Origin of the sequence: Methylocystis sp. B8, assembly GCF_005771425.1 — a bacterium.
In the GTDB taxonomy this organism is placed as follows: domain Bacteria; phylum Pseudomonadota; class Alphaproteobacteria; order Rhizobiales; family Beijerinckiaceae; genus Methylocystis.
In genome coordinates this window covers 1-23593 of record NZ_VBTZ01000008.1, presented here as the reverse complement: position 1 = coordinate 23593, position 23593 = coordinate 1, and the positions used below count along the sequence as shown (strand labels likewise).

General features: G+C 61.7%; 16 protein-coding genes. 6 read left to right on the top strand and 10 right to left on the bottom strand.

What is annotated here, in order from left to right:
* Positions 1 to 352 precede the first annotated feature (352 nt).
* From FEV16_RS13000 to FEV16_RS12975, 6 genes are all read left to right on the top strand, one after another.
* Positions 353 to 1381, top strand: coding sequence for a patatin-like phospholipase family protein (locus FEV16_RS13000; protein ID WP_138168071.1), 1029 nt, complete (start codon positions 353 to 355; stop codon positions 1379 to 1381).
* Between the two features lie 79 nt (positions 1382 to 1460).
* Positions 1461 to 3140 (top strand): carbamoyltransferase C-terminal domain-containing protein, encoded by a 1680-nt coding sequence (locus FEV16_RS12995; RefSeq protein ID WP_138168070.1) that lies wholly within the window; start codon positions 1461 to 1463, stop codon positions 3138 to 3140.
* 121 nt (positions 3141 to 3261) lie between these two features.
* Positions 3262 to 3621 carry a hypothetical protein gene (locus FEV16_RS12990; RefSeq protein WP_138168069.1) on the top strand — a complete coding sequence of 120 codons (360 nt, stop codon included), beginning with the start codon at positions 3262 to 3264 and terminating at the stop codon, positions 3619 to 3621.
* A 173-nt stretch (positions 3622 to 3794) separates the two neighbouring features.
* The gene (locus tag FEV16_RS12985) at positions 3795 to 6047 is read left to right on the top strand and encodes a TOMM precursor leader peptide-binding protein (protein ID WP_138168068.1); all 2253 of its coding nucleotides are present in this window, start codon (positions 3795 to 3797) and stop codon (positions 6045 to 6047) included.
* Between the two features lie 2 nt (positions 6048 to 6049).
* The gene (locus FEV16_RS12980; RefSeq protein WP_246657320.1) at positions 6050 to 7477 is read left to right on the top strand and encodes a SagB family peptide dehydrogenase; all 1428 of its coding nucleotides are present in this window, start codon (positions 6050 to 6052) and stop codon (positions 7475 to 7477) included.
* A 96-nt stretch (positions 7478 to 7573) separates the two neighbouring features.
* Positions 7574 to 9130 carry an amidase gene (locus FEV16_RS12975; protein ID WP_348639988.1) on the top strand — a complete coding sequence of 519 codons (1557 nt, stop codon included), beginning with the start codon at positions 7574 to 7576 and terminating at the stop codon, positions 9128 to 9130.
* Positions 9131 to 9157: 27 nt separating this feature from the next.
* Here the strand turns inward: FEV16_RS12975 and FEV16_RS12970 are convergent, their stop codons facing one another.
* The 10 genes from FEV16_RS12970 to FEV16_RS12925 form a co-directional block, all read right to left on the bottom strand.
* Complete coding sequence (locus FEV16_RS12970) at positions 9158 to 10864, bottom strand: bifunctional protein-serine/threonine kinase/phosphatase (RefSeq protein WP_138168065.1); 1707 nt, start codon at positions 10862 to 10864, stop codon at positions 9158 to 9160.
* Between the two features lie 11 nt (positions 10865 to 10875).
* Complete coding sequence (locus FEV16_RS12965; RefSeq protein WP_138168064.1) at positions 10876 to 12138, bottom strand: MFS transporter; 1263 nt, start codon at positions 12136 to 12138, stop codon at positions 10876 to 10878.
* A 15-nt stretch (positions 12139 to 12153) separates the two neighbouring features.
* Positions 12154 to 14901 (bottom strand): nitrate reductase, encoded by a 2748-nt coding sequence (locus FEV16_RS12960; protein ID WP_171015226.1) that lies wholly within the window; start codon positions 14899 to 14901, stop codon positions 12154 to 12156.
* A gap of 8 nt (positions 14902 to 14909) precedes the next feature.
* Positions 14910 to 16496 (bottom strand): sulfite reductase subunit alpha, encoded by a 1587-nt coding sequence (locus FEV16_RS12955; RefSeq protein WP_138168063.1) that lies wholly within the window; start codon positions 16494 to 16496, stop codon positions 14910 to 14912.
* The gene (locus tag FEV16_RS12950) at positions 16493 to 18247 is read right to left on the bottom strand and encodes a NirA family protein (RefSeq protein WP_138168062.1); all 1755 of its coding nucleotides are present in this window, start codon (positions 18245 to 18247) and stop codon (positions 16493 to 16495) included. Before FEV16_RS12950 ends, FEV16_RS12955 begins: the two co-directional genes overlap by 4 nt.
* Before the next feature lies 1 nt (position 18248).
* Entirely contained in the window at positions 18249 to 19481 is a 1233-nt protein-coding gene (locus tag FEV16_RS12945) for an FAD-dependent oxidoreductase (protein WP_138168061.1), read from the bottom strand.
* Between the two features lie 326 nt (positions 19482 to 19807).
* On the bottom strand, positions 19808 to 20956 hold the full coding sequence (locus FEV16_RS12940) for a CmpA/NrtA family ABC transporter substrate-binding protein (RefSeq protein ID WP_138168060.1): 1149 nt from the start codon (positions 20954 to 20956) through the stop codon (positions 19808 to 19810).
* A complete protein-coding gene (locus tag FEV16_RS12935; RefSeq protein WP_138168059.1) occupies positions 20953 to 21549 on the bottom strand; it encodes an ANTAR domain-containing protein in 597 nt (198 codons plus the stop codon). The genes FEV16_RS12940 and FEV16_RS12935 overlap by 4 nt, the downstream gene beginning before the upstream one ends.
* A 72-nt stretch (positions 21550 to 21621) precedes the next feature.
* On the bottom strand, positions 21622 to 22845 hold the full coding sequence (locus tag FEV16_RS12930; RefSeq protein ID WP_246657319.1) for an alpha-amylase: 1224 nt from the start codon (positions 22843 to 22845) through the stop codon (positions 21622 to 21624).
* Between the two features lie 438 nt (positions 22846 to 23283).
* A partial coding sequence (locus FEV16_RS12925; protein WP_210234885.1) for an autotransporter outer membrane beta-barrel domain-containing protein occupies positions 23284 to 23593 on the bottom strand: 310 nt, incomplete at its 5' end.

The following is a 23593-nucleotide window of genomic DNA, read 5'->3' as shown; positions in this document are numbered from 1 at the left end:
CTGCTACTTAACTCGCGAGCTGGCAGACAGACCCGCCTATAATCGAAGAAGAAATTCAGCAAGTTCCATTGGGGGGGAATGGCTGTAGCGGACCTCCGCTACCACCGATCCCTCCGATATGCGCGGATGGCGATCCAGTGAAGCTATTCCCAACTCGCTCAGGATGAGACAATTGATCTGAGCGAGACGCGCTCAGTCGCCGTCGCCTCAGGCCTATCTAGATTGTAAAATTCGAACCCGACCTCCTCGATCGAGGGGCGTTTTCTGGACAATATGCACTCTGAATTGGGTGCCGGCAATTTGCCGGCATCGCATAAATAGGTCGCTGACGCAGAGGTGGAGCCTTGCGGCTATGACGCGCGACACCGTTCTTGTCGATTTCGCCTTACAAGGCGGCGGCGCTCATGGCGCGTTCACCTGGGGCGTTCTGGACCGCTTGCTGGAAGAGCCCTGGCTTCAGATCGAAGGAATATCGGGCACGTCGGCCGGAGCGATGAACGCGGCGGCGCTGATCAGCGGCTATATTGATGGCGGGGCGGACGGCGCGCGCGCGGCGCTCGAACTTTTCTGGCGACGCGTATCGGAGGCGGCGCGACTCAGTCCGTTGCAGCGCAATCCTCTCGACGTGTTGATGGGCCGCTGGACGCTGGATGGTTCCCCCTTCTTCGTTGCGACCGACATCATGTCGCGTTTATTCTCGCCCTATGCCCTCAATCCGAAGGGCGTTAATCCGCTGCGCGAGATTCTGGCGGAAGTCGTGGACTTCGACCGGCTTGCGGGTGCGGGGATAAAGCTTTTTGTCACCGCCACAAGCGTCTCGACTGGCCGCGCCCGCGTGTTCAGAAACGCGGATGTAACAGCAGATGCGCTTCTTGCTTCGGCGTGTCTGCCGACCATGTTTCAGGCTATTGAGATCGATGGCGAAGCCTATTGGGATGGCGGCTATTCCGGCAATCCAACGATCACGCCGCTTGTCCGGGAATGCGAGTCGACCGATACAATCCTTATCCAAATCAATCCTATCGAACGCAAGAATACGCTTCGATCCGCGACCGAGATATTGAACCGCCTTAACGAAGTGTCATTCAATGCGGTTTTGCTCAAGGAGCTGCGCATGATCGCCTTGTTGCGCCGCGCCGCCAACCCGGGAGATGAAGAGGGTTCACGATGGGCGGCGATGCGCATTCACCGGATTTCGACCGAGATGATGACGCAACTGAGCGCATCCTCAAAACTGATCGCGGAATGGGATTTTCTCTGCATGCTGCGCGACGAGGGTCGCCGGTCGGCGCAAGCGTTCCTTGATCAGCATGAGCGTGACGTCGGAGTCCATTCCACTCTTGACCTCGACGTCCTGCTCGAGGATCCGCGCGGGCGTTAGTCATTTTGCCAGATTCGTGAAATCAATAAAGATCACGCGCCGCACGACAGGAGCGGGACAAGGGGAGTTAGTCCGCTATATGAATATTCTCGGGATCAATTCTGTCTTTCATGAATCATCGGCGGCGCTTGTCGTAGACGGCAAGGTCATCGCGGCATGCGAGGAAGAACGCTTCTCGCGCGTCAAACACGCCAAGGAGGCCCGAGTAGATAATCCGCATGTGTTGCCCGAGCAGGCGGTGCGGTTTTGTCTCGATTATGCGGGCCTGCGGCCTGACGATATCGACGTCGTCGCCTATTCCTTCGAGCCGCGGCTGCGCCGCACGAAATTTCGATCCGAATGGTGGCCTGAGAGCGGTCTTGAAGAGGTGTTTCTGCGTTGGCTGGACGAGATTGACGACGCCGTAGCTAAACTAATGGGCCGCCGCTTCGGCAAGGCGCTCAAATTCGTGCCCCATCACCTCGCGCACGCCGCCTCCGCCTATTATCCTTCAGGCTTCGACAAAGCCGCAATATTGGTAGTCGACGGAATCGGCGAGGCCGATTGCACAATGCTGGCGCGTGCCGAAGGCAATCATATCAACGTCCTCGCAAGCCTTTCCTATCCGCATTCTCTCGGCTTCGTTTGGGAGCACACGAGCGTCTATCTCGGCTTCTCGGCTTACGACGCCGCAAAAGTCATGGGGCTTGCCGCCTATGGCGACCCAAGCGTCTTCCGGCGGGAGTTCGCGTCGATCATTGAAGTGACGGAGCAGGGCTATGCGGTAGACCCTGAGACGATTGGATTCAAATCAATCGAACCGCGCGGCCTCGACGAACTCTTCGGACCGAGGCGGGCGCCCGACGGCGATTTTCTGCCGCACCACATGAATGTCGCGGCCGCGCTGCAGGATGCGACCGACCTTGCGGCGCTTTCGCTCCTGCGCCGTCTTGAACGGGAAGCGGGAGGCGGCGCCCTATGTCTTGCCGGCGGCGTCGCCCTCAACTGCGTGACCAATACGCGGATCGCGCGAGCGAGCGCCTTCAGCGACATCTTTATTCCTTCGGCGCCGCACGACGCCGGAACGGCGATTGGCGCGGCCCTTGTCGCACATTGCGCGGAGCGCGGCGCGAAGCGCCCGACGGGGGGCGCAACGCCCTATCTCGGCCCCGAATATGATGAGCGCGAGGCGCTCGCGGCCGTCCGCGCCGCGGGGCTGAAACCCCGCAAATGCAAGGATGCGCCGCGGGAGGCCGCGGAGATGATCGCCGACGGCAATATTGTCGGCTGGTTTCAGGGGCGGATGGAGTTCGGGCCGCGCGCGCTGGGCAATCGATCGCTGCTGGCCGATCCGCGCAGGCCGGACACGCGCGCCATCCTCAATCAGCGGGTAAAGCATCGCGAGGACTTTCGGCCCTTTGCGCCGAGCGTCCTCGCGGAACATGCAGAAGATTGGTTTGACCTTGGCGCTCCTTCGCAAAGCCACGAATTCATGCTTTTCGCCTGCCCGACAAAACCCGGTTGCGCGGCGCGCATTCCCGCCGTCATCCATGAGGACGGGACCGCGCGCGTCCAGATCGTGCGACGCGCCGCAAATCCACGCTATCACGCCCTGATCTCGCGATTTTTCGAGCGAACCGGCGTGCCGCTCGTGCTCAACACTTCCTTCAACGACAACGAGCCGATCGTTTGCAGCCCCGCTGACGCCGTGGCGACCTTTCGCGGAGCCGGTCTTGACGCCGTTTTCTTGGGCGATATTTGCGTGACGTCGGAAAGGTGAAGCAGGGCGCCGTCAGGCTACCGCGAGCGCGGCAAGCGAGTGACGGCATTGACGACGTAGGGTCGAGTGCTACACTAACCCCGTTGGGACTGCGGATTTTGATTTTTTGGGAGGGTAGATAATGGCGCGTTCATCGGACCACTCTCAAGACCCACATCGAGGCAAGAAGGCGCTTGGCGTCATCGGCGTGTCTCTCTCGCTCGCAGGCGGCGCCTACATCGAGAGCACTCCGGCAGAAGCCGCGACCGAGCCGGCGACCAGCAATATGCGCTTCATGGACGTCGATATCCATGAACAGGAAGTTTTCGACGTCGGCCTCAGCTCCTTCCGTCTGTTCGACCGTGAGGATGTGGAGGCAGCCAAACCTGAAACCGTCGCCTGGTGGGGATGGGGATGGGGCTGTCGAGGCTGCCGCGGATGCGGCTGCAGAGGTTGTCGCGGTTGCCGCGGCTGCAGAGGTTGCAGGGGCTGCGGAGCCTGAGGCCTTCAGTTCTACCACTTTTGCAGTGAGACAGGCTTGCGCCGCGGGGATCAATTAGAGCCCGCGGCGGCCGCTTGTGGACATCTTGCCGAATCTGGGATTGCTGCTTCGGCTGGAAAACTTTCCGCCGCGTCGCCGGCGAATAAACCTAGTGTGAGGTTGGCGGTCGACGGATGGCGATAGAAGCGCCCACGCGACAATCGCAGGAACGTGTCGGGGGCGCGCTTCGCTTTGCGCCGAATTACGCCGTCTATATCTTTCCGCCCGACGTCGTCTGTCTCTATTCCGAGAATAGAAAATTCTTTCTGCGCGGCGCGCTCTATTGCGAACTCGCCGAACGCATCGCCGCGGGCGAGGATCAGGCGTCTATCCTTCATGCCCTCTCCGCCGAATTTCCCGTAACCAAGATCGAGGAAGCTTTCAGGCGGCTGATCGATCGGCGCTTCGTCGTTTCTTCCGCCGCGGCGCAGGATGTGACGGCCGCCTATTGGGGAAGTCTCGGCCTCAATCCCGCCGCCGCGGCTGAGAATTTGCAAAAGGTCGACGTGGCGATCGAGTCGCTGGGCGTCGCTGGCAAAGAGGAACTCGCAGACGCGCTCCGCGGTTTCGGCGTCAAGGTAGTCGATGGCGCGGGAGATCTGACGATCGCTCTGGTTGGCGATTATCTCGACGAGCGGCTGGCGGAATTCAATCGACGCCAGCTCGCAGAGAAGGCCGAGTGGATGCCGGTCCAGCCGACGGGGGTTTTTCCGCTCGTCGGTCCCATTTTTAGCCCCGGCAAGAGCGCGTGCTGGAGATGCCTCTCCGACCGGATGAAATGGAACCGTCAGGTCAAAGCCTTTCTTGATCGCAAGGCGGCGCGATGCGTTTCTCTTTCGCCGCTTGCGGCAGAGCCGGTGGGACGCGGCGGCGTCTCGCTCGCCGCCGTCGAGATCGGAAAAGCCATCGCCAGCGGGTTTCGCACGGACCTTGGCCAGCACGTCGTCAGCCTGGACATGCTGGGCTCCGAAGTGGCGCGCCATTACGTGGCGATGCGCCCTCAGTGCCCGGTCTGCGGCCACGCGCCGCTGCGCGATCCCGAACGCGCGCCGATCCCCATCCGGCTGCGCGCCGGCGGCAGGATTGTTGTGACGAGCGGCGGCTATCGCTCCATGACGCCCGCCGAAACCGTCGCCCGTTATCGCAAACACGTAAGTCCGCTGACCGGCGTCGTTTCGCATCTCGAGCGGATCAAGAGCGACCAGCCGCTCGACGCGAGCTTCGTCGCTCGCCACAATTTCTCGCCCTATCCGGAGACGGTCGACGCGCTGCAGGCGGGGCTGAGCGGCGACAGTTATGGCAAGGGCAGCATGGCGGAGCAGGGCGAAGCCAGCGCCCTGATGGAGGCGATCGAACGTTATTGCGGCATCTTTCAGGGCGATGAGATCAGGGTGACGCGTCGCTTCGTTGATTTTTCCCCCGGCGAGGCGATCCATCCCGAAGAGATCATCCACTTTAGCGACGCGCAATATGAGGAACGCGCGCAGGAGGACTGCTCCGGCGAAGGCGTCCCGCGCCGTTTCGATCCGTCCCTCGAGATGGAATGGTCGCCCGTATGGTCTCTCCGCGACGATCGTTTCAAATACGCGCCCACCGGCCTTCTCTACTTCTTCCACAATTCGGATTGCGGGAATGAACTGAGCGCGGACTCAAACGGCTGCGCGGCCGGCAATACGATCGAAGAAGCGATTCTTCAGGGCTTTCTCGAACTGGTGGAGCGGGACGCCTATGCGATCTGGTGGTACAACCGGTTGCGCGCTCCTGAGATCGACCTAGACAAGTTGGGCGATAGCTATGTTTGCGACCTGCGCGCCGCCTTCGCGGCAATGGGCCGCGACGTCTGGGCGCTGAACGTCACGACAGACATCGGCATTCCAGTCGTCATCGCCGTGGCGCATTGGAAGGACGAGGGACGGGAGTTCATCGAGGTCGCGGCGGGCGCGCATTTCGATCCGCGCATCGCGACGCTGCGTGCGATGACCGAACTCAACCAATTCTTAGCAATCGAGCGGCTTCGCGGCCGGCCGGAAGAGGACGGCGGCGGTTACGGGAATGATCCGCTCCCGTTGCGCAAGCACGCTTACTTGCGCCCGGAGGGCAAGGCGAATTTCGGTCGTTCGCCGTTCAAGGATTTTGCGACCCGTGATCGGCGCGAACAGGTGCGCGCTTGCGTGGCCCATATGGCCAAGAAGGGATTCGACGTTCTGGCGCTTGATCAAACGCGGCCCGACATCGAGGTCCCTGTCGTGCGGGTGATCGTCCCGGGCCTGAGGCATTTTTATCGCCGCTTCGGACCTGGCCGGCTCTTCGACACGCCCGTCGCGATGGGTTTGCGTCGCCGGCCGACTCGGGAGCGGGACCTTAATCCTCTTCATCCACGGACATAAAATTGAATGACGAATCGCGCGCCGCGCCCGCATTGCTTCTCGCCAAACTGGGTCCTCGCGTTTCTCTGAAAGAAGAGGCGGGGGGCGTTCTCCGGGCGCAGTTCGATGGTGAAACGCTGCTTCTCGGCAAGTTCAGCGCCGCCGCCCTCCGCCGCGCGAGCGAACTCACGACGGGCCGGCCCCTTTCGGGCGTCGGGGAGAATGACCTGCCCGAGGAAAAGGAGCTGCGCGGACTTGTCCAGCGACTCGCTCTGCACGGCCTTGTCGAATACCGCCTTTCTCGCGGCGCGGGCGGTCAAGATATCGTGGCGGTTGAGCCGCAGATCAGAGATTACCGGCCGAGCCTCCAGAAGCTCGGCGCGACAAGTCGCTTCGTCCTTTCGCGCTTCGCCTATCTGCGGCGGCGCGGCGAGGACTTAGTCCTCGAATCGCCGCTCGCAGGCGCGACTCTTCGCCTTTGCGACGCGCGCGCGGCTTCCGCCATCGCGCGGCTCGCGACGCCGCGATCGCTTGCCGAGTTGCGCGATGAGCCAGATTTTCCAGGAGAAGAGTTCCTAGCGTTGCTCGTCGATTGCAAGTTCGCCTTTGCGTCCGATCCGGCCAAAGGCTTGCGCGCCGGCGAAGGCGACGAAGATCTTGCGCTGTGGGAATTCCACGATCTCGTCTTCCATGTTCGCAGCACGAACGGCCGCCACGCCAATCCGACGGGCGGATTATACGCTAACGCGCATCTCCCGCAGCCGCCTGCGGTGCGGCCAGCGTGGCCTGGCCCGGTGATCGAACTCGCCAAGATCGCCGATGCAAGCGACTCCGCCATTGCGGCGACGCTGCGCAGTCGGCATTCTGAGCGCGTCTTCGACGACGCGCATCCCATCACCCTCGCCGAAATCGCGCGATTTCTCGACGGCGCCGCACGCATCATTTCGCGCCAGAAGCTCAGCGAAGATGAAGGAGAGGAAATGGAGGTCGCCGCGCGGCCTTACCCTTCGGGCGGCGCAAGCTATGAACTGGAGCTTTATCTCGCAGTCGACAAATGCGACGGCCTCGAACGCGGTTTCTATCATTATGACGCCGATCGCCATGCGCTCGTGGCGATCGCAGTCACGCAGCGCCAGCTCGAGGCGATCATCGACGACGGACAGTTTGCAATGGGCGCGCCCAGGCCGCCGCAAATCATGATCACGATGGCGGCGCGCTTTGGACGCGTGTCATGGAAATATAGCGGCTTCGCCTATTCTTTGGTTTTGAAGGATGTCGGCGTCGTCATGCAGACCCTCTATCTGATGGCGACGGAGATGGAGCTCGGCGCCTGCGCCATTGGCGTTGGCGACATCGACCTTTTCTCGCGGATGACCGGGCTCCCATTTCACGTCGAAGGCGCGGTGGGTCAGATGGCGATTGGCCGCGCCGCCGCGCAAGGCGCGCCGTGACGTGACGCGATGGATCGCTCAAGAGATTCTAGATCGTTAAACGGCGCGGCGACCGCTCCGACAAGACGCGAATTGCTTTTAGAAGCGGGCGCCTGCGTGGCCTCGGTGGCGGCGGGCTGCTTCTCGTCAGCGATCGCGGCGCAGAAGATTAAGCAAGAGATTGCACTGTCCGAGTGGGACTACCGTTCGGCCGGCGATCTCGTCGCCGCGCTGCGGAAGCGGCGCGTTTCTGCGTTGGAGCTTATCGACTATGCCATCGCTCGGATCGAAGCGCTGGATTCACGGATCAACGCCGTGCCAGTGCGCGACTTCGAACGCGCCCGCGCGGCGGCGCGCGCCGCCGATGCGACGCTGGCGCGGGGCGAGACGGGCGCGCTGCTTGGCGTTCCCGTCACCGTTAAAGAATCCTTCAACATTTCTGGTCTGCCGACCTGCTGGGGCGATCCGCGCTTTAAGCATTTCACGCCGAAGGAAGACGCTGTCGCCGTGTCCCGATTGAAAAAGGCCGGGGCCGTCATTCTCGGCAAGACGAATGTGCCGCAATGGCTGAGCGATTGGCAGAGCTATAACAGCGTCTACGGAACGACGAATAATCCCTTCGATCCTTGCCGCACGCCCGGCGGATCGTCCGGCGGTTCCGCGGCGGCGTTGGCGGCGGGCTTTTGCGCGCTTTCGCTTGGCTCGGACATGGGCGGATCCATGCGCGAGCCGGCGCATTATTGCGGCATCTATGCCCATAAGCCGACAGCGGGTCTTGTCCCGCGCCGCGGCCATTCGCACCCGGGAACGGCGCCCTTGCCGGTTGAGCACGATCTTGCCGTGATCGGCCCGATGGCGCGCAGCGCCGCCGATCTCGCATTGGCTCTCGACGTCATCGCAGGGCCGGACGAAATGAGCGCAGGAGTCGGTTACAGGCTCGCTTTGCCGCCGCCGCGTCACGACAGGCTGAACGACTTTCGAATCCTTATCGTCAACGCGCACCCGCTCGGGCCGACGTCGCGCGTCGTGAGCGACGCGCTCGCGAGATTGGCCGAAAGGCTGGCGAAGAGCGGCGCCAGCGTCTCTGACAAACGCGCCCTGGCGCCCGATCTCGCGCAAGCGACGCGTCTTCATGCGCGCCTGCTCTCCGCCTATTGGGGCGCCGGCCTGCCGTTTGCTGGCTATGAGAAACTTTTCCGAGACGCGGCCGCATTTTCCACACGCGACCACAGTCTCGCCGCAGAGCGCGCGCGCGGCGCGGTTTTGAGCTTTCGCGAATGGCGCGGCGCTGAGGCAGAACGCGCGCAACTGCAACACAAGTGGCGCGAGTTCTTTCGCGACTTCGACGTCGTGCTTTGCCCTGCAGCCCCGACGACAGCTTTTTTGCACGATCATTCGACGCCGCTCGAGGCGCGTCGCGTCAAGATAGATGGCAAGCTCTACTCCTATCTAGACGCACACACGATCTGGGCGGCGCCGGCGACAATCGCGGGACTGCCAGCGACCGTCGCGCCGATCGATCATGACGGTTACGGCCTGCCGATTGGCGCGCAGATCATCGGCCCATTCCTGGACGATCGCACCACGATCGAAATTGCCGCGCTTCTCGAGCGCGACTTCGGCGGGTTCACGCCGCCCGCGATGCGCTCAGGGCAGGGCTCCTGCGCGAAATAGTCGAGAGTCTTGTCGACTCTCGCTGCTCTATCTATGAAAAATGGAAACTGCCAGTAGGAGCGCGAGCAGCAAACAGAGCATCTGCCAAAAAATAAGAGGATTGCGTTCGTAAAGAGATTTTTTGCGCAACATTAGCGGCTGCGCCCGCGCCGATCCGTTTTCGAGCTCGAAGGCGAATTCCAACACGTCGTTAAAGCGCTCGTCGCGCTTAACGGCGATCGCTTTGAGAATGGCCGCGTCGAGCCATGCCGGGAGGTCGGGCCGCTTGAGGGAAAGCGGCGCGGGCTTTCCGAAGCGCGGTCTGCTGAATGGCTCGATTTCGCCGTAAGGATAGCAGCGGCTGAACATTCGATAGACTGTGACTCCGAATGCATAAAGATCGGAGGCTTCGTCGCCGATACCGCCATCAAAAAGCTCGGGCGCCATATAGCTCGGCGTGCCAGGCGCATTCGCTTGCGGCAGATTCTCAAGGTTCGGCGCACGGCAAACGCCGAGATCGACGAGCCGTAGTCCGCCATCCTTCGATAGAATAACATTATCCGGTTTGATGTCGCGGTGGATGACGCCACAACGATGCAACGTCGCGAGCGCGCGCGACAAGCGCGTGGCGATTGAAACGCCCTCGGCAAGATCGATGCGCGGTTCGCGCCGCAGCCGATGCTCCAGCGTCTCGCCTTCATAATATGGCATCACGGAATAGAGCCGCGTTTGTCGACCGGGAGGGAGTTCGATGACTTCGCCGACAAAAGGACTTCTTACCCGCGCTGCAACCCATGCCTCATTGACGAACGCCAGTCGGTAGGCTGCGTCATCTGCGACACGGGGATGCGGAAATTTCAATACGACGGCTCTGCCGTTCTGTGTGTCTGTCGCCTGCATCAGTCGGCTGTACCGTCCTTCAGAAAGCAGGGTTTCGATCCGAAAGTCGTCGACAAGAGCCCCCACGGCCGGCAGCTCGCAGATTGGCAAGGCGGCAAGGGCGCGCGACAAAGCGCGCTCATCAGCTGGCGGCACATCGATAACGTCGACGACGAGCGCCGTGACATTATCGTTGCTGCCCATCTCGAGCGCGGCCTGAACGATCCTTTCCGATGTTTCCTGGGGCGCGCGCCTTTCGGCGAGAAGCGCGTGAAGCTTAGCGTCCGTCATGACGCCATGAACGCCATCCGAACACAGTAGAAATCGATCATGCAGATTGAGACTATGCATCCCCTGATCGAACAAGAGCGCGTCCTCGAGACCCACGGCACGAAGGAGCACATGGGCGAAATCGCCACGGCCCAAGATGTGGTCTTTCGTCAGTCTTTCGAGGTTATCGCCAGCGAGCCGGTACGCGCGGCTATCGCCAATATGGAGAATGAAGGCGTTACGACGCGACAGAATCAGCGCGCTGAACGTTGTCGCCATTCCTTCCAAAGCAGGATCGACTCTTGCCTGCGCCGCGATCCAGCTGTTGGCCGCTTCGAGCGAACGGGCCGCGGCCCGAGCGACGCCCAAGGTTTCCGGCTGCGCATAGTAGCCGTCGATAAACGCGCGAACAGCTGTCTCAGCCGCCGCGCGCCCGCCCTTGTGGCCGCCGACGCCGTCAGCAACGGCGGCGACGACGCCTTGTAAGGCGCCGGCGCCCCCCGGACCGAGGCAATATGCGACATAGTCCTGATTGTCCGGCCGTCGGCCCTTCTTGGTCGCGAAGCCCGCTTCGATTCGAAGATCATGAACGCCGCGAACCGACACCGCTTCTCAACTCAGATCCGTGCGCCGGAAACCGCGCCCCAGGTCGTGCGCCAGCGCGTCTTAACGAAGATCAGACCTACGAGGCCGAGCAGCGCCAGGAAACCGAAGAAGGTGAAGCCCGCCGTGAAGCCGCCCGTCGCTCCTTTGGAAAACGCGAGAGCCTTGGCCAGGAAAAATCCGCCGAGACCGCCCGCAGCGCCGACTAATCCCGTCATCGCCCCGATCTCCTGGCGGAAGCGCTGCGGCAGCAGCTGAAACACCGCGCCATTGCCCATGCCGAGCGATAGCACGCCAACGGAGAATAACGCCACCGCTGCGAATGCGACGGGCGGCAGCTGCATCAGGCCCCATCCCGCCACGCCCTTCGCTGGCGCGGCTCCGGCCGGAAGGAAGGCGACGGCGAAATAGCAGGCCGAGACGATGAGGAAGAGAAACGACAACGTCTTCACGCCGCCAATGCGGTCCGCGATATAGCCGCCCACCGGTCTGAAACCCGAGCCGAAGGCGACGATCAGCGCAACCATAAGGCCCGCGGCGACTCCCGTCGCGTGATATTGTGTCGTGAAGTAGAGGGGCAGCGCGGAGGCGAGACCGACGAAGCCGCCGAAGGTGATGAAGTAGAAGAACATGAACCAACGGCTGTCCGAGTCGGCGAGCATTCTGCCGTAGCCCGTAAGGTCGATCTTGGTTTTGGCGCCGGGCGCGTCCTTGGCGGCCAATGCATAGACAAGAAGCACCAGAACCATCAGCGCGAGCAAAACGCCATAGACTGTTTGCCATCCGTAAGCCTCCGCGATCGAAGGCGCAAAAAGCGTATCGAGCACGACGCCCATATTGCCGGCGCCCGCAATGCCCATCACCAGACCCTGATATTGCGGCGGATACCAGCGGCCCGCCTGCGGCAAGGCGACGGCGAAGGAAGCTCCCGCAAGTCCGAGCGATAGGCCGAACAGCGCGATGGCGATCGGGCTAGTAAGACCAAAGACACACACCAAAGACACGGCGAACATGACGATCGCCTGCGCGGCGACGCCCGTCATCTTTGGGCCGATAGCGTCGGAGAGAAGGCCGAGCGGAACACGAAAGAATGCGCCGCCGAGAACCGGAATGGCGACAAGCGAAAGTTTGTCCTCGATGGAAATCGGCATGCCCTTGGTGATGTAAATCATCAACGGGCCGAGTGAGACCCAAGCCATGAAGCTGATGTCAAAGTAGAGGAAGGCCGCAAGCAGCGTCGGCCAATGACCCGCCTTCCTAAAATCAGAGAGATTCATCCGATGCTCCTTTTTTCATGCTTGGTGTTGTAGAGGCGCTGCAGATCCTGTTGCAGACGCGGCGGTGAGAGCGGTCTTGACGAGACGTTCGATTTCTGGCCGGCATGAACCGCAATTGGAGCCTGCGCGGACGGCTTTGCCGACGTCCGATGCGGAGCGACATCCCTGCTGAATGGCAGCTTCGATTTGCTTTTGGCCGACGCTGAAACAGGAACAGACGAGCGGACCCGCGTTGGTTGATTGTCCGCCCGAGCGCCCGGATAAGAACGACAGTCGCTCCGAATCATCCAGACGTTCGCGGGCAAAGAGTTCGAGGGCCAGCTCCCAGGGCGGGGAAAGGGGAGACAGAGACCAGATGAACGTCGCCTGATCCTCGACGAAGGCGGCGCCGGAGAAAACGCTTTTCGTTTCGTCGATCAACTGGACAATGTCTTTGCTGACCGTAGCGGCGCCAATGATCTCGGCCCAATCGTCATCTTGCAGATTGGCGGCGACTCGATAGCCGTACCCCTTAGCGATTGAGACTCGCGTCCACCACACGTTTTCGGGCAGAGCCGTCGGCTTACGGGAGAGGATGAAGCCCTGACGCGCAAAGCGAAAGGGCGAGACGGCGGCTGGCGTCGCCTTTAATTCCGGCTGTCCGGAGAACGGGTCGACACATGGGGCGGCAAGTGCGCCAACGCGCGCGTCGGCTGCGGTATCATCGGTCCAGTGAATCGGCGCGAAGATATGTCCAGCAGGCTGACGATCGGTTACGACCGCGCGCAAGACGCAATTGCCATATGGGGTCGCGACGCGGGAGAATCCGCCGTCTTCTATGCAAAGACGCGCTGCGTCTGACGGATTGATCTCTACGAAGGGTTCGGGAAGATGTCGCGCGAGGCGGGGGCTCGCGCCGGTGCGCGTCATCGTGTGCCATTGGTCGCGTATGCGGCCGGTGTTGAGCCGAAGCGAGAAGTCTTCGGTCAACCTTGTCGCCAAGGCAGGCTTCGCTGGCGCGATGAATGTCGCTCGTCCATTTTGAGAGAAAAAGCCGCCCTGGGCGAAGAGACGCGCGCGGCCTTTAACGTCGCACGCGCGGCGCGGCCACTGCGTCGGCTCAAGCGCGTCATATTCAGCGTCGCTCAGCCGCGCCAGTCCGCCAATGTCGAAAGCGCGCGTTCCATCATTCTCGAAAGCCGAAAGGGCAGCGTGTTCGCGAAAGACTTGGGCGGCCGAGTGGTAGTCGAAACCTCTAAAACCCATCCGTTGAGCCACATCGGCGAAGATCGCCCAGTCGGCGCGAGTCTCTCCCGGCGCAGGCAAAAAAGCGCGCTGACGAGAAATGCGGCGCTCCGAATTTGTCACCGTGCCGCTTTTTTCGCCCCATGCCTGCGCCGGCAGAAGCAGTTGCGCGCCGCTATTGATGGTGTCGTTCGAGGTCACATTGTCGGAGACGATGAAGAGTTCGAGCTTGCTGAGCGCTGACCGCGCGACATCGGCATTCGGAAGAGACGCTGCCGGATTGGTTCCGACGACCCACAGCGCCTTGATGTCGCCACGCGCGATGGCGTCGAACATCTGCACCGCCTTCAATCCATCGCGCGTCGCGATGCGCGGCGCATTCCAGAAGCGGCGGACACGATCGACGCTACTGGGATCAAAGCCCATATGAGCGGCAAGGCTGTTTGCAAGTCCGCCGACTTCGCGGCCGCCCATCGCGTTGGGCTGGCCGGTCAGCGAAAAAGGCGATGCGCCTGGTTTGCCGATACGCCCTGTCGCGAGATGACAATTGATGATGGCGTTGACCTTATCGGTCCCCTGCGCCGACTGATTGACGCCCTGCGAGAACGCCGTGACCGTCCGCGGCGTCCGCACGAACAATTCGAAGAAGGAAGCAATATCGATCTCGCGCAGTCCGGTCGCCATTGCAATGGCTTCTATCGTCGGCGCGATGCGCTGCGCCTCCGCCAAAGCGTTCTCGAATCCGGAGGTGTATTGCTCAATGTAGGCAGCGTCGAGCGCGGCGAATTTGGCGAGATAAGCCAGCAGGCCACAAAACAGCGCCTGATCCGCTCCCGGCGCGATCTGCAAGAAGAGATCGGCGCTCTCCGCCGTCGCTGTGCGCCGCGTGTCGATGGCGACGATCTTGGCGCCGCGCTCTTCCTTGTTGCGCATGATGCGCTGAAACAGAACCGGATGACACCAGGCCGCGTTTGAGCCGACGAGCACGATGAGGTCAGCTTCGTCCAGGTCTTCGTAACAACCGGGCACGACGTCGGCGCCGAATGCGCGCTTGTGGCCGGCGACCGTCGAGGCCATGCACAGGCGCGAATTGGTGTCGACGTTCGCTGAGCCGATAAAGCCTTTCATCAGCTTGTTGGCGACGTAATAATCCTCGGTCAGCAACTGCCCCGAGAGGTAGACCGCGACGGCGTCGGGACCATGCTGGTCGACGATGCGGCGAAAGCCTGCTGCGACTTCATCGAGCGCCACATCCCAGCTCAACCGCGCCAATGCGCCGTCTGCCTGACGACGCATTGGATGAAGAAGGCGACCCTCAAGTCCGAGCGTTTCCTCAAGCGCCGAGCCCTTCGAGCAGAGTCGGCCGAAATTCGCAGGATGGACGGGATCGCCGCTGACGTGCTTGCCGTCGGGCGAGGCGAGCACGCCGCAACCCACGCCACAATAGGGGCAGGTGGAGCGTGTCGCTGTCGTCTGTCTGGACGCGGCTAGCGCTTGCAGATTTTCAAGCGGCGCGGGCGCCACGACTCCGTCGAGCATGAGCGGCCTCAATAGACGTCTTGTTGATAGCGCCCGCTCTTTTTGAGTTGGGCGACAAAGGCGACCGCTTCATCGGCGCTGCGCGCGCCGAATTCGGCGACCACGTCGACAAGCGCGCGCTCGACATCCTTGGCCATGCGCTGCGCATCGCCGCAGACATAGAAATGCGCGCCCTCCGCCAGCCATGACCAGAGTTCGCGGCCGGTTTGGCGCATGCGGTCCTGCACATAGAATTTCTCCGCTCCGTCGCGCGACCAGGCGAGCGAAAGACGGGTGAGCAGATTTGTCGCCTTCATCGTTTCGAATTCGTCGGCGTAAAAGAAATCGCAGGCGGAGCGTTGATGACCGAAGAAGAGCCAGGTCTTGCCGGCTGCGTGCGTCGCCGCGCGCTCCTGCAGAAAGGCGCGAAACGGCGCGACGCCGGTGCCAGGTCCGATCATAATGATCGGCGTTGCGGAATTGTCCGGCAGGGCGAAGCCGTGCGCCGGCTGCACATAACCGGGAAGACTGTCGCCCGGCGCAATGCGCTCGGCGAGAAAGGTTGAGGCGACGCCGAGACGTTTGCGTTTGCCGACGACATAGCGAACTGCGTCGACGGTCAGCGACAGGCGTCCCGGCGTCGCCTTGGGGGACGACGAGATGGAATAAAGACGTGGCTGTAACGGCTCCAGCGCTTCGACAAAGGCTTCCGGGTGGGGCCGGGCGCTAGGAAATTTCTGCAGTACGGCAAGGACGTCGAGCGTCGCCGCGTCGCCATCCGGATCCTCGCCCTGCGCGAGCAAACGCGCCTTCTCGCGCTGCGCGCCGCCCGTGATGAAGGAGATCAGCTCAAAAAGCGCATCGGGCGCCGGAGAAAGCGAGACGTCGCTCAGCAACACGTCGCGCAGGGTCTTATCTCTTACGGGAGTCACATGCGACGCGCCGAGCATCGCAATGATCTGGTCAACGAGGCCGAGATCATTTTTAGGAAATACGCCAAAACTGTCGCCAACCCGATAGCTCAGCTCGCTTGCGGCGATGTCGAATTCTATGTGCCAGGTGTCTTTTTCCGAGCCTTCCTTGTTGAGCCGACGGCGCGAAACGAAAGTCGCGCAGGCCGGATTGTCGCGCGAGGCGCCAGACGTCGGAACGCTAGGCTCAACTTGTGTGATGACGGCTGGCGCTGGCGGAGCCTCATCCAGCTCCGTCGCAAGCGCCTTTAGCATGCGCGCCGTGTTCTTGCCGCCGGGCGCGCAAAGATTGAGGCGCGTCTCATTCTTTGCAGCCAACGCGTCCGCATAGGTCTCGCAAATATAGCCGCACTGGCCGCAGTCCTGCTGCGCCATGGCCGCCATCATGCGACGACGCAGCGGCCGTCCTTGCGCGAGCTGCATGCGCGCTTCGAGCGCCAGCGTCTGGTCATGCCAGGGCGCTTCGCCATCGTCGCCGTCGCCGCCCGCCAGGACGGCGGCGTTGTCTTCAGGCGAGAGGGGCGTGACCGAACTGTCATCAGGGGCGTCGAAGCCGGCGAAGAAACCGCTGAGCCAAGCGCGCTGTTCGGGGGTGAAAGGCGCGTTCGGCGGGATGAGAAAAGGCGGAGAGGACAAATGAGTCACGCCATGCTCTCCTCATTGGCGAGACGACGCAGCGTCTCACTGTCCTGACGGCGCGCGAAGTCGACAAAAGTTTCGTCCGCGCTCGCGCGGTTCGTTCGATAGGCGCGAAGAATTTTCGCCACCATTTCCGGCGCCTCTTCCGCCTTCACATTCTCATAGAGTTCGGAAGCGATGCGTGCATCTTCTCCAAAGCCGCCGCCGACGAGAATGTGATAGCCCTCGACCGTATCGCCATCATCATTGATCGGCACGCGCGCGCCGATCAGCCCGATATCGCCGATATAATGCTGCGCGCATGAATGATGGCAGCCAGTGAGGTGAATGTTGATCGGCGTGTCGATCGGCGCCGCCTTTTCGCAATGCGCCGCAATTTCTTCGGCGTGTCGCTTGGTGTCGGCGGCGGCGAAACGGCAGCCGAAATTCCCCGTGCAGGCGACGAGGCCGGCGCGGATAGGCGAGGCCTGCGTCGAAAGGCCTAGGGCCACGATCATCGCGACGGCTTCGCCGACATGTTCATTGGCGACGCCGGTGATCAGCACATTCTGCCAGACGGTGAGACGCAGGCCGCCGTCGCCGAATTGGCGCGCGATCTCGGCGAGACCGCGCGCCTGCTCGGGGGTGAAACGACCGACCGGCAGGAGAACGCCGATCCAATTTAGGTCCGCCTGCTTTTGGCGATGCACGCCGATATGCGCGGCGCGATCCTGACGTGGGCGCTCGGCGATCGCGTCGGCTGCGACGCGAAGCAGTTTGCGTCCCAGTTTTTCTTCGACTGCGGCGATGAATTTCTCGAAACCCCAGGCGTCGAGCACATATTTGAGCCGCGCTTTTGCGCGGTTGGCGCGGTCGCCGTGTTCGATGAAGACGCGCAGAACCTTGTCGGCGATCTCGACCGCTTCGCCCGGCGGCACGATCACGCCCGTATCCGAGGCGAAATCCTTATGACCGGTGATGCCGCCGAGCGCGAGGCGGAAATAAACGCCAGGCGCGACGCCGTGACCGTCCTTGACCGTGACCGCCTGAAAGCCGATGTCATTCGTGTCTTCCAGCGCGCCGATCAATCCCGCGCCGTCGAAGGCGATATTGAACTTGCGCGGCAGGCCGTAAAGCGAACGATCATTCAGGATGTGATGATGCATGGCGCGCGCATAGGGGCGCGTGTCGATGAGTTCCTGCGGATCGACGCCGGCGGTCGGCGTGCCGGTGATGTTGCGGATGTTGTCGGCGCCGGACCCCTTGCTCCACAGACCGAGGTCCTGAATCGCCTCGATAATATTCGTGGCGTTTTTCGGCTCGACCTCGCGGATCTGAATATTGGCGCGCGTCGTCACATGCAGATAGCCGCCGCCGTAATTTTGCGCGAGATCAGCCAGGCCAGCGAGCTGCCAATGATTGAGCGCGCCATTGGGAATGCGTAGGCGGCACATATAGGCGTCCTGGGCCGGCGCGACATAGAAGAGGCCGTAATAGCGCCAACGGAAATTGTCGGCGGGCTTCGGCGGCGCATTCTCCTTGGCTTGAGCCACAAGGCGCGACCAGGCGTCGAACGGATGCTCCTCACGCTTCCATTTTTCCTGATCGGTCAGCTTGCCGCCTGCGGCTGTGACGCGATCCTGCGCCGAAATATGCGCGGCGTCGGGTCCCATCAGCTGCGTTTGCGCAGGCTGCGCCTTTTGTCCGCCGCGCGCGGAGAAGCCAGCCGCAAAGCCTTCGAGATAGCGCTTCTGGTCGAGCGTGAAATCGACGGACATCTCAGGCGGCCTCTTGCATCGGCGGTCCGAACATCAGTTCGTCGCACATGGACGAAATATCCGCGCCTGAACGGATGAGATCGAGGAGATCGGCCGCGCCGCTCGTATCTCCGATCAGGATCGCGCCCACGAGCCTGTCGTCACGAATGACGAGCTTGCGGTAAATTCCCATGCGCGGGTCCTTGCAGACGATGCGGCGCGCACCGCCTTCGCCGAGATAATCGCCGGCCGAGAAAACGCGCACGCCGGAAACTTTCAGGTTCGTCGAGACGACGCTGCCGCAATAGGAGGCCTCCTGTCCGGCGAGGCGTGTGGCGAGGACGCTGGCCTGCTCATAGGCTGGCTCGACGAGCCCATAACAAGCGCCGCGATGTTCAGCGCATTCGCCAATAGCGAAGACGCCGGGCATGCTCGTCTCGAGGCCATCATCGACGATCACGCCGCGTCCGACACTAATGTCGGCGTTTTTAGCGAGACCGGCGTTCGGCTGAATGCCGACGGCGAATATTGCGGCGTCGGCTGGAATCGTTCGACCGTCGGCGAACTCCACCGCTTCGACGCAGCCCGATCCTTTGATGCGCGTCGTATTGGCGTTGAGCAGAATCCGCACGCCCTTTTCTTCGACGAGGCGGCGCAAGATGTCGGCGCCGACCGCATCGAGCTGGCGCTCCATCAGCCGATCCATGACATGGGCGAGCGTCACGTCGACGCCGCGTCGCGCCAGCCCATAGGCCGCTTCAAGTCCAAGAAGACCGCCGCCGATAACGACCGCACGCTTGGCCCTTCCTTCAAGTTCGGAAAGCGCCTCGACGTCCTGCACGTCGCGAAACGCATGAACGCCGCATAAATCGGCGCCTTCTATCGGCAGCCTGACCGCGCGCGAACCCGTGGCGAGCAGGAGCTTCGAATAGTCGATCGTTTCGCCGCTATCGAGAACAAGGCGTCGCGCCGCGGCGTTAATCTCAACAACCTTGCGGCCGCTCATCGCCTGAACGCCGGCGGCTCGCCACCATTGTGAGGGCTTGAGTTCGATATCGTCGAGCGACAAATCTCCGGCCAGCACTGAAGAAAGCAGGACGCGGTTATAGGCAAGCCGCGGTTCGTCCCCGATCACCAGGATGTCGTATCGATCCGGCGCAAGGTTTGTCAGTTCCTCGACGAAACGCGTGGCGGCCATGCCTGCGCCGACGACGACGAGCTTTTCGCGGCTTTTACAAACGTGCAATCCTGTCATGCGTCGACTCTGCTGAACGGCCGAACGGTCCGGTCACAGGTCGCTTCGCCTTAGGAACGATTGAAGGGGCAAGACGACCGAAGCGCCACGCAAATTGCGAAACGTCTTCTGTGACGGAGCCCTACTTCGGGCTCTTTCCGGCGGACCGGCGGTCGTCGTTGACCGATTAAGGAAATGCAGATTTCGGGCCAGGCGCGCCGAAGGCGATTTTTCTGAGAAAATCCGAGCGTTCCGCACTTATCGACGGTCGCTCATCTGCCTTGCGGCGCCAAATGCTTAGGCGAAAGGCGCCTAACGCCTAACGCTTTTGAGCAGCGGTTCAGCGCTTAGACGCGCTGTCCGATGGCGAAGCTGGCGAGATAATCCGCATAGTTTCGCCCGTCGAAGGACGGTCCCGCAAAGGCCCCAATTTCCCGTTGGCTATGCGCGCCATCGATAGCGGCGTCGAAAAGATCTGGGCGTAGGACGCCCTTCGCGCGATCAGCCATCTCCGATGAATAGCGTGTCTGCCCCCAGCGAAGCATCTGGGCATAGATCCATTCGGCTTGCCGAGGATCGGGCCGCATTGCGCCATCTTTTCCGATGATGAGGTAATCGGCGTCGGCTCGCTCATCACGCGCCTTGATGCGCAAATGTCCCGTCAAAACGCGGCGGATAATCTCGGCGTCGACGCCGACATATTCCGGCCGCGAGAGGATTTGCGAAACCTCGTCCAGGTTTTGTGGGTCGTCGACGAAAGCGGCGCCCTTATGCAGGGCGCGGATCAGCGCAGCGATAAGATTGGGGCTGTCGTGGACGACGCTTTCGCGTAGCGCGAGGACCTTCTCGGGGGCGCGCGCGAAAATCTCGCAGCCGAAATGCAGAATGACGCCGATGTCGGCGTCGACGGCGACAGAACTCCATGGCGCGCCGACGCAAAAGCCGTCGAGCTGACCGCGCGCGAGATTTTCCACCATGTAGGGCGGCGGCAAAACGATCAGCCGCAAATCTTCATCCGGATCGATTCCGCCTTCCGCCATCCAATAGCGCAACTGATAATTATGCATGGAAAACGGGAAGGTCATGCCGAAGGTCAGCGGGTCTCGTCCTTCCGTGCGGCGGCGCGCGACGAGCTTCGCGAGAGCACGCGCGGTTTGCGCCGGATGCGCGATCTCGCCTTCCGCGGCCAATTCAGCATAAAGCGCCGTCGACACTGCAATGGCGTTGCCGTTCATCGCGAGATTGATCGGGGCGACGAGCGGGACGCGGACATGACCCAGCCCGAGGGTGGAGGCGACCGCCATCGGCGCCAGAAGATGCGCCGCATCGAAGCGGCCAATCGCAAGCTTGTCCCGAACATTCGCCCAGGAGACTTCGCGGATCAGTTCGACATCGAGACCTTCCGCCTTGGCGAAACCCTTATGCGTCGCAATCAACAGCGCCGCTGCGTCGACAAGCGGAATGAAGCCGATTTTCACATGCGCTTCGCCGGTCATTTAAACATCTCCGCCGCAGTGATGACCGAGCGCGCAATTTCGATGATTTTCTTGTTTTCGCGCATGGCCGCGCCGCGCATCAACTTGTAGGCGTCTTCTTCGGAAAGCTTCTTTGCCTTCATCAATATGCCCTTGGCGCGCTCGATCGTCTTTCGCTCTTCGAGATCGGATTTCGCCCGCTCGAGATCATCCTGGAGTTTCGAAAACGCCTTGAAGCGCGAGACGCACAGGTCGAGAATTGATTTGATGCGCTCCTTTTTCAGCCCGTCGACGATATAGGCGGAGACGCCGGCGTCTACCGAGGCTTGGATGGAGTCCGCATCGCTCTGATCGACAAACATCGCGATCGGCCGGCGCACGGCGCGGCTGACCTGAAACATCTGTTCGAGCGTGTCGCGTGAAGGATTTTCGAGATCGATCAGAATGACGTCGGGGTCGATCGCGTAAATCTGCTTCAGGAGATTGTGCATTTCGCCGATGCGTTCGACTTGCGTGAAGCCGGCTTCACGCAGTCCTTCCTGAAGGATCAGCGAGCGGATGGGGCTTTCGTCGACGATGACGATCTTCAATTCACGGATGTCCGATGCGCGCATATACGGTCGCGCCTGCAGCGGCGTATCGGGGAGCGGTAAATCTCCACGACCCGCCGCCAGAGCGACCGACGCTTATATCTTGAACCGCAACGACATGCCTGCTTGCCAGTTCTTCATAATCTGCGGACCGTTGAGATTCTGATAAACGGGCAGACCGGCCTCGATGGCGAGCATCGTGTTTTCGTAACCGATGAACTTGCCGCTGATCGTCGCGCCGCCGAAGAGTTCGACCCGCTGCCCGCCATAAAAGGCTGGATTTGCCGGCACAGCCGGGCCACGGATTTCGGGATCGAATCCGCGAATGGGGCCCTGCGTTGAACCGCTCGCGCGAAAGGTGGTCGTCAGCCCCGCCGTCCATGTGTAGCCGACCCAGCCGTTGAATTCATGCAGATCGCCCCAGCGGTAGCCCCCCGAAGGATTGGGACCGAGCGGGAAAGTCAGGCGATAGTTGAGCAGATAGTCCCAGGAATAGCCCAGCGTATTTGGGGCCAGCGGAAAGCGCCCGCGATAGGTCAAGCCCCAGGACCACGGTCCCAGATAGCCCGCATATACGACGCCGGGGAGGAAATCGAACGTGCCCGTGCCGGGCTGCATCCCATAAAATCCGCGGACGTTGCTCCGAATCCCGGTGGGCAGGAGAAAGTCCTTGAAGGTGGCCGTGTAGCTGCCGGCGGGGAAGGAAAAACCCAGTGAGAACTGGATGCGGTTAACGTCGTCCTGATAGATGCGATAGATGCCCAACAAGGTGACGTCGGCAAGGCTCGTCGTTCCCGGCAAACTCCTGCCGAGCGGCAGAATTCCGGATGTGCCCTTAAAGGTTAGGGCGTTGAGATTTTTCTCGACCATGCCAGCCGTGAGACAAAGCGCGAAATCTTTCGTGACGCCGTAGTTGAGGCTGACAATTTGGGTCGCGACCGCAATGTTTTGCGGGATGATGCGCACGGTCTGCCTGGGATTGAGAAAGAACGGCACTGTCGTGACGATATATTCGTTTGAGACCGTGCGCGTTCCCATTTTGATGCCCGACAGATTGGCGAAGATGGGCGTAATGGAGAGAACGAGTTTGCCGGCGGCGGGCATATCGACGCCGAAGAGTCCCATAGGCGCCGGCGGGGGCGCGGGCGGCGGCGCGGGCTGCGCCGTCGCTGGCTGAGTCTGTATTGAAGGGGCTTCCGCAGATACGGCCTTGCGGGGCGCAGCGTTGGCGTCGGCTGCGACGATCGCGGCCGCCATCGCCATCGCCAGCGCGCCCTGCGACTGTCGGACCATCGATCGATGCGATTGTGCTTTCTTCATCGCGAACCTCATCTGCTACCCGTCTGAGCGCGCAAGGAAAACAAAAAGCCGCTGCCTGAACGCCTGCGCAGCAGACGTTCAGGACAGCGGCGATGCTGGGGGCCCCTCTATGGACCGTGTGACGTCGCGAGCGACGCCTTCGCGGTTATGGATGCAATCCGGGCGCCACCTACAGCGAAGCTGTGGGCGAGGGATCGTTGAATTGCTTAAACGATAGTGTCTTCGGGGCGTTCTCTGACATCGGCGCGCGCATATGAATTATTCACGCGGAACCATTTGCGTTAGTCGCCGCCAGCAAGGATGCAGCATAAGCCGAAAAAATTTGCATTCTGCTTTCGTCACCGGCAGCCGCTTCGTTTCGGCCTGCCATCTTCGAGCGCTGGATCGGCGGCCGGGTTAAAAAACTAAGTTCAAATACCTAAAACGAGAGAGTTGACGTCACCAGGAATAGCGCATTCCGGCACTGCCGTAGTACATCTGCGAGCGGTGAGAGAATTCGCCATCGAATTTGGCGAATAAGGCCGCGCCCCCAGGCAACCGAAGCTCGGCAGCCGTCGTTAGCAGCGCCGTATTTTTCACCGGCTTGGCGCCCTCGACCGTAAAGCCAGCGCCTGGCAGGGCCGCAAAGGCCGTCGCCAGGGTCGCGTTGCTCACCCAATCGTGAGCATAGGCGACGCGTCCTCGCAGCATAATCAGCGCGTCGCGATAAATCCCAATAATGTGATCGAAGCGACCGCCTAATTCGCCG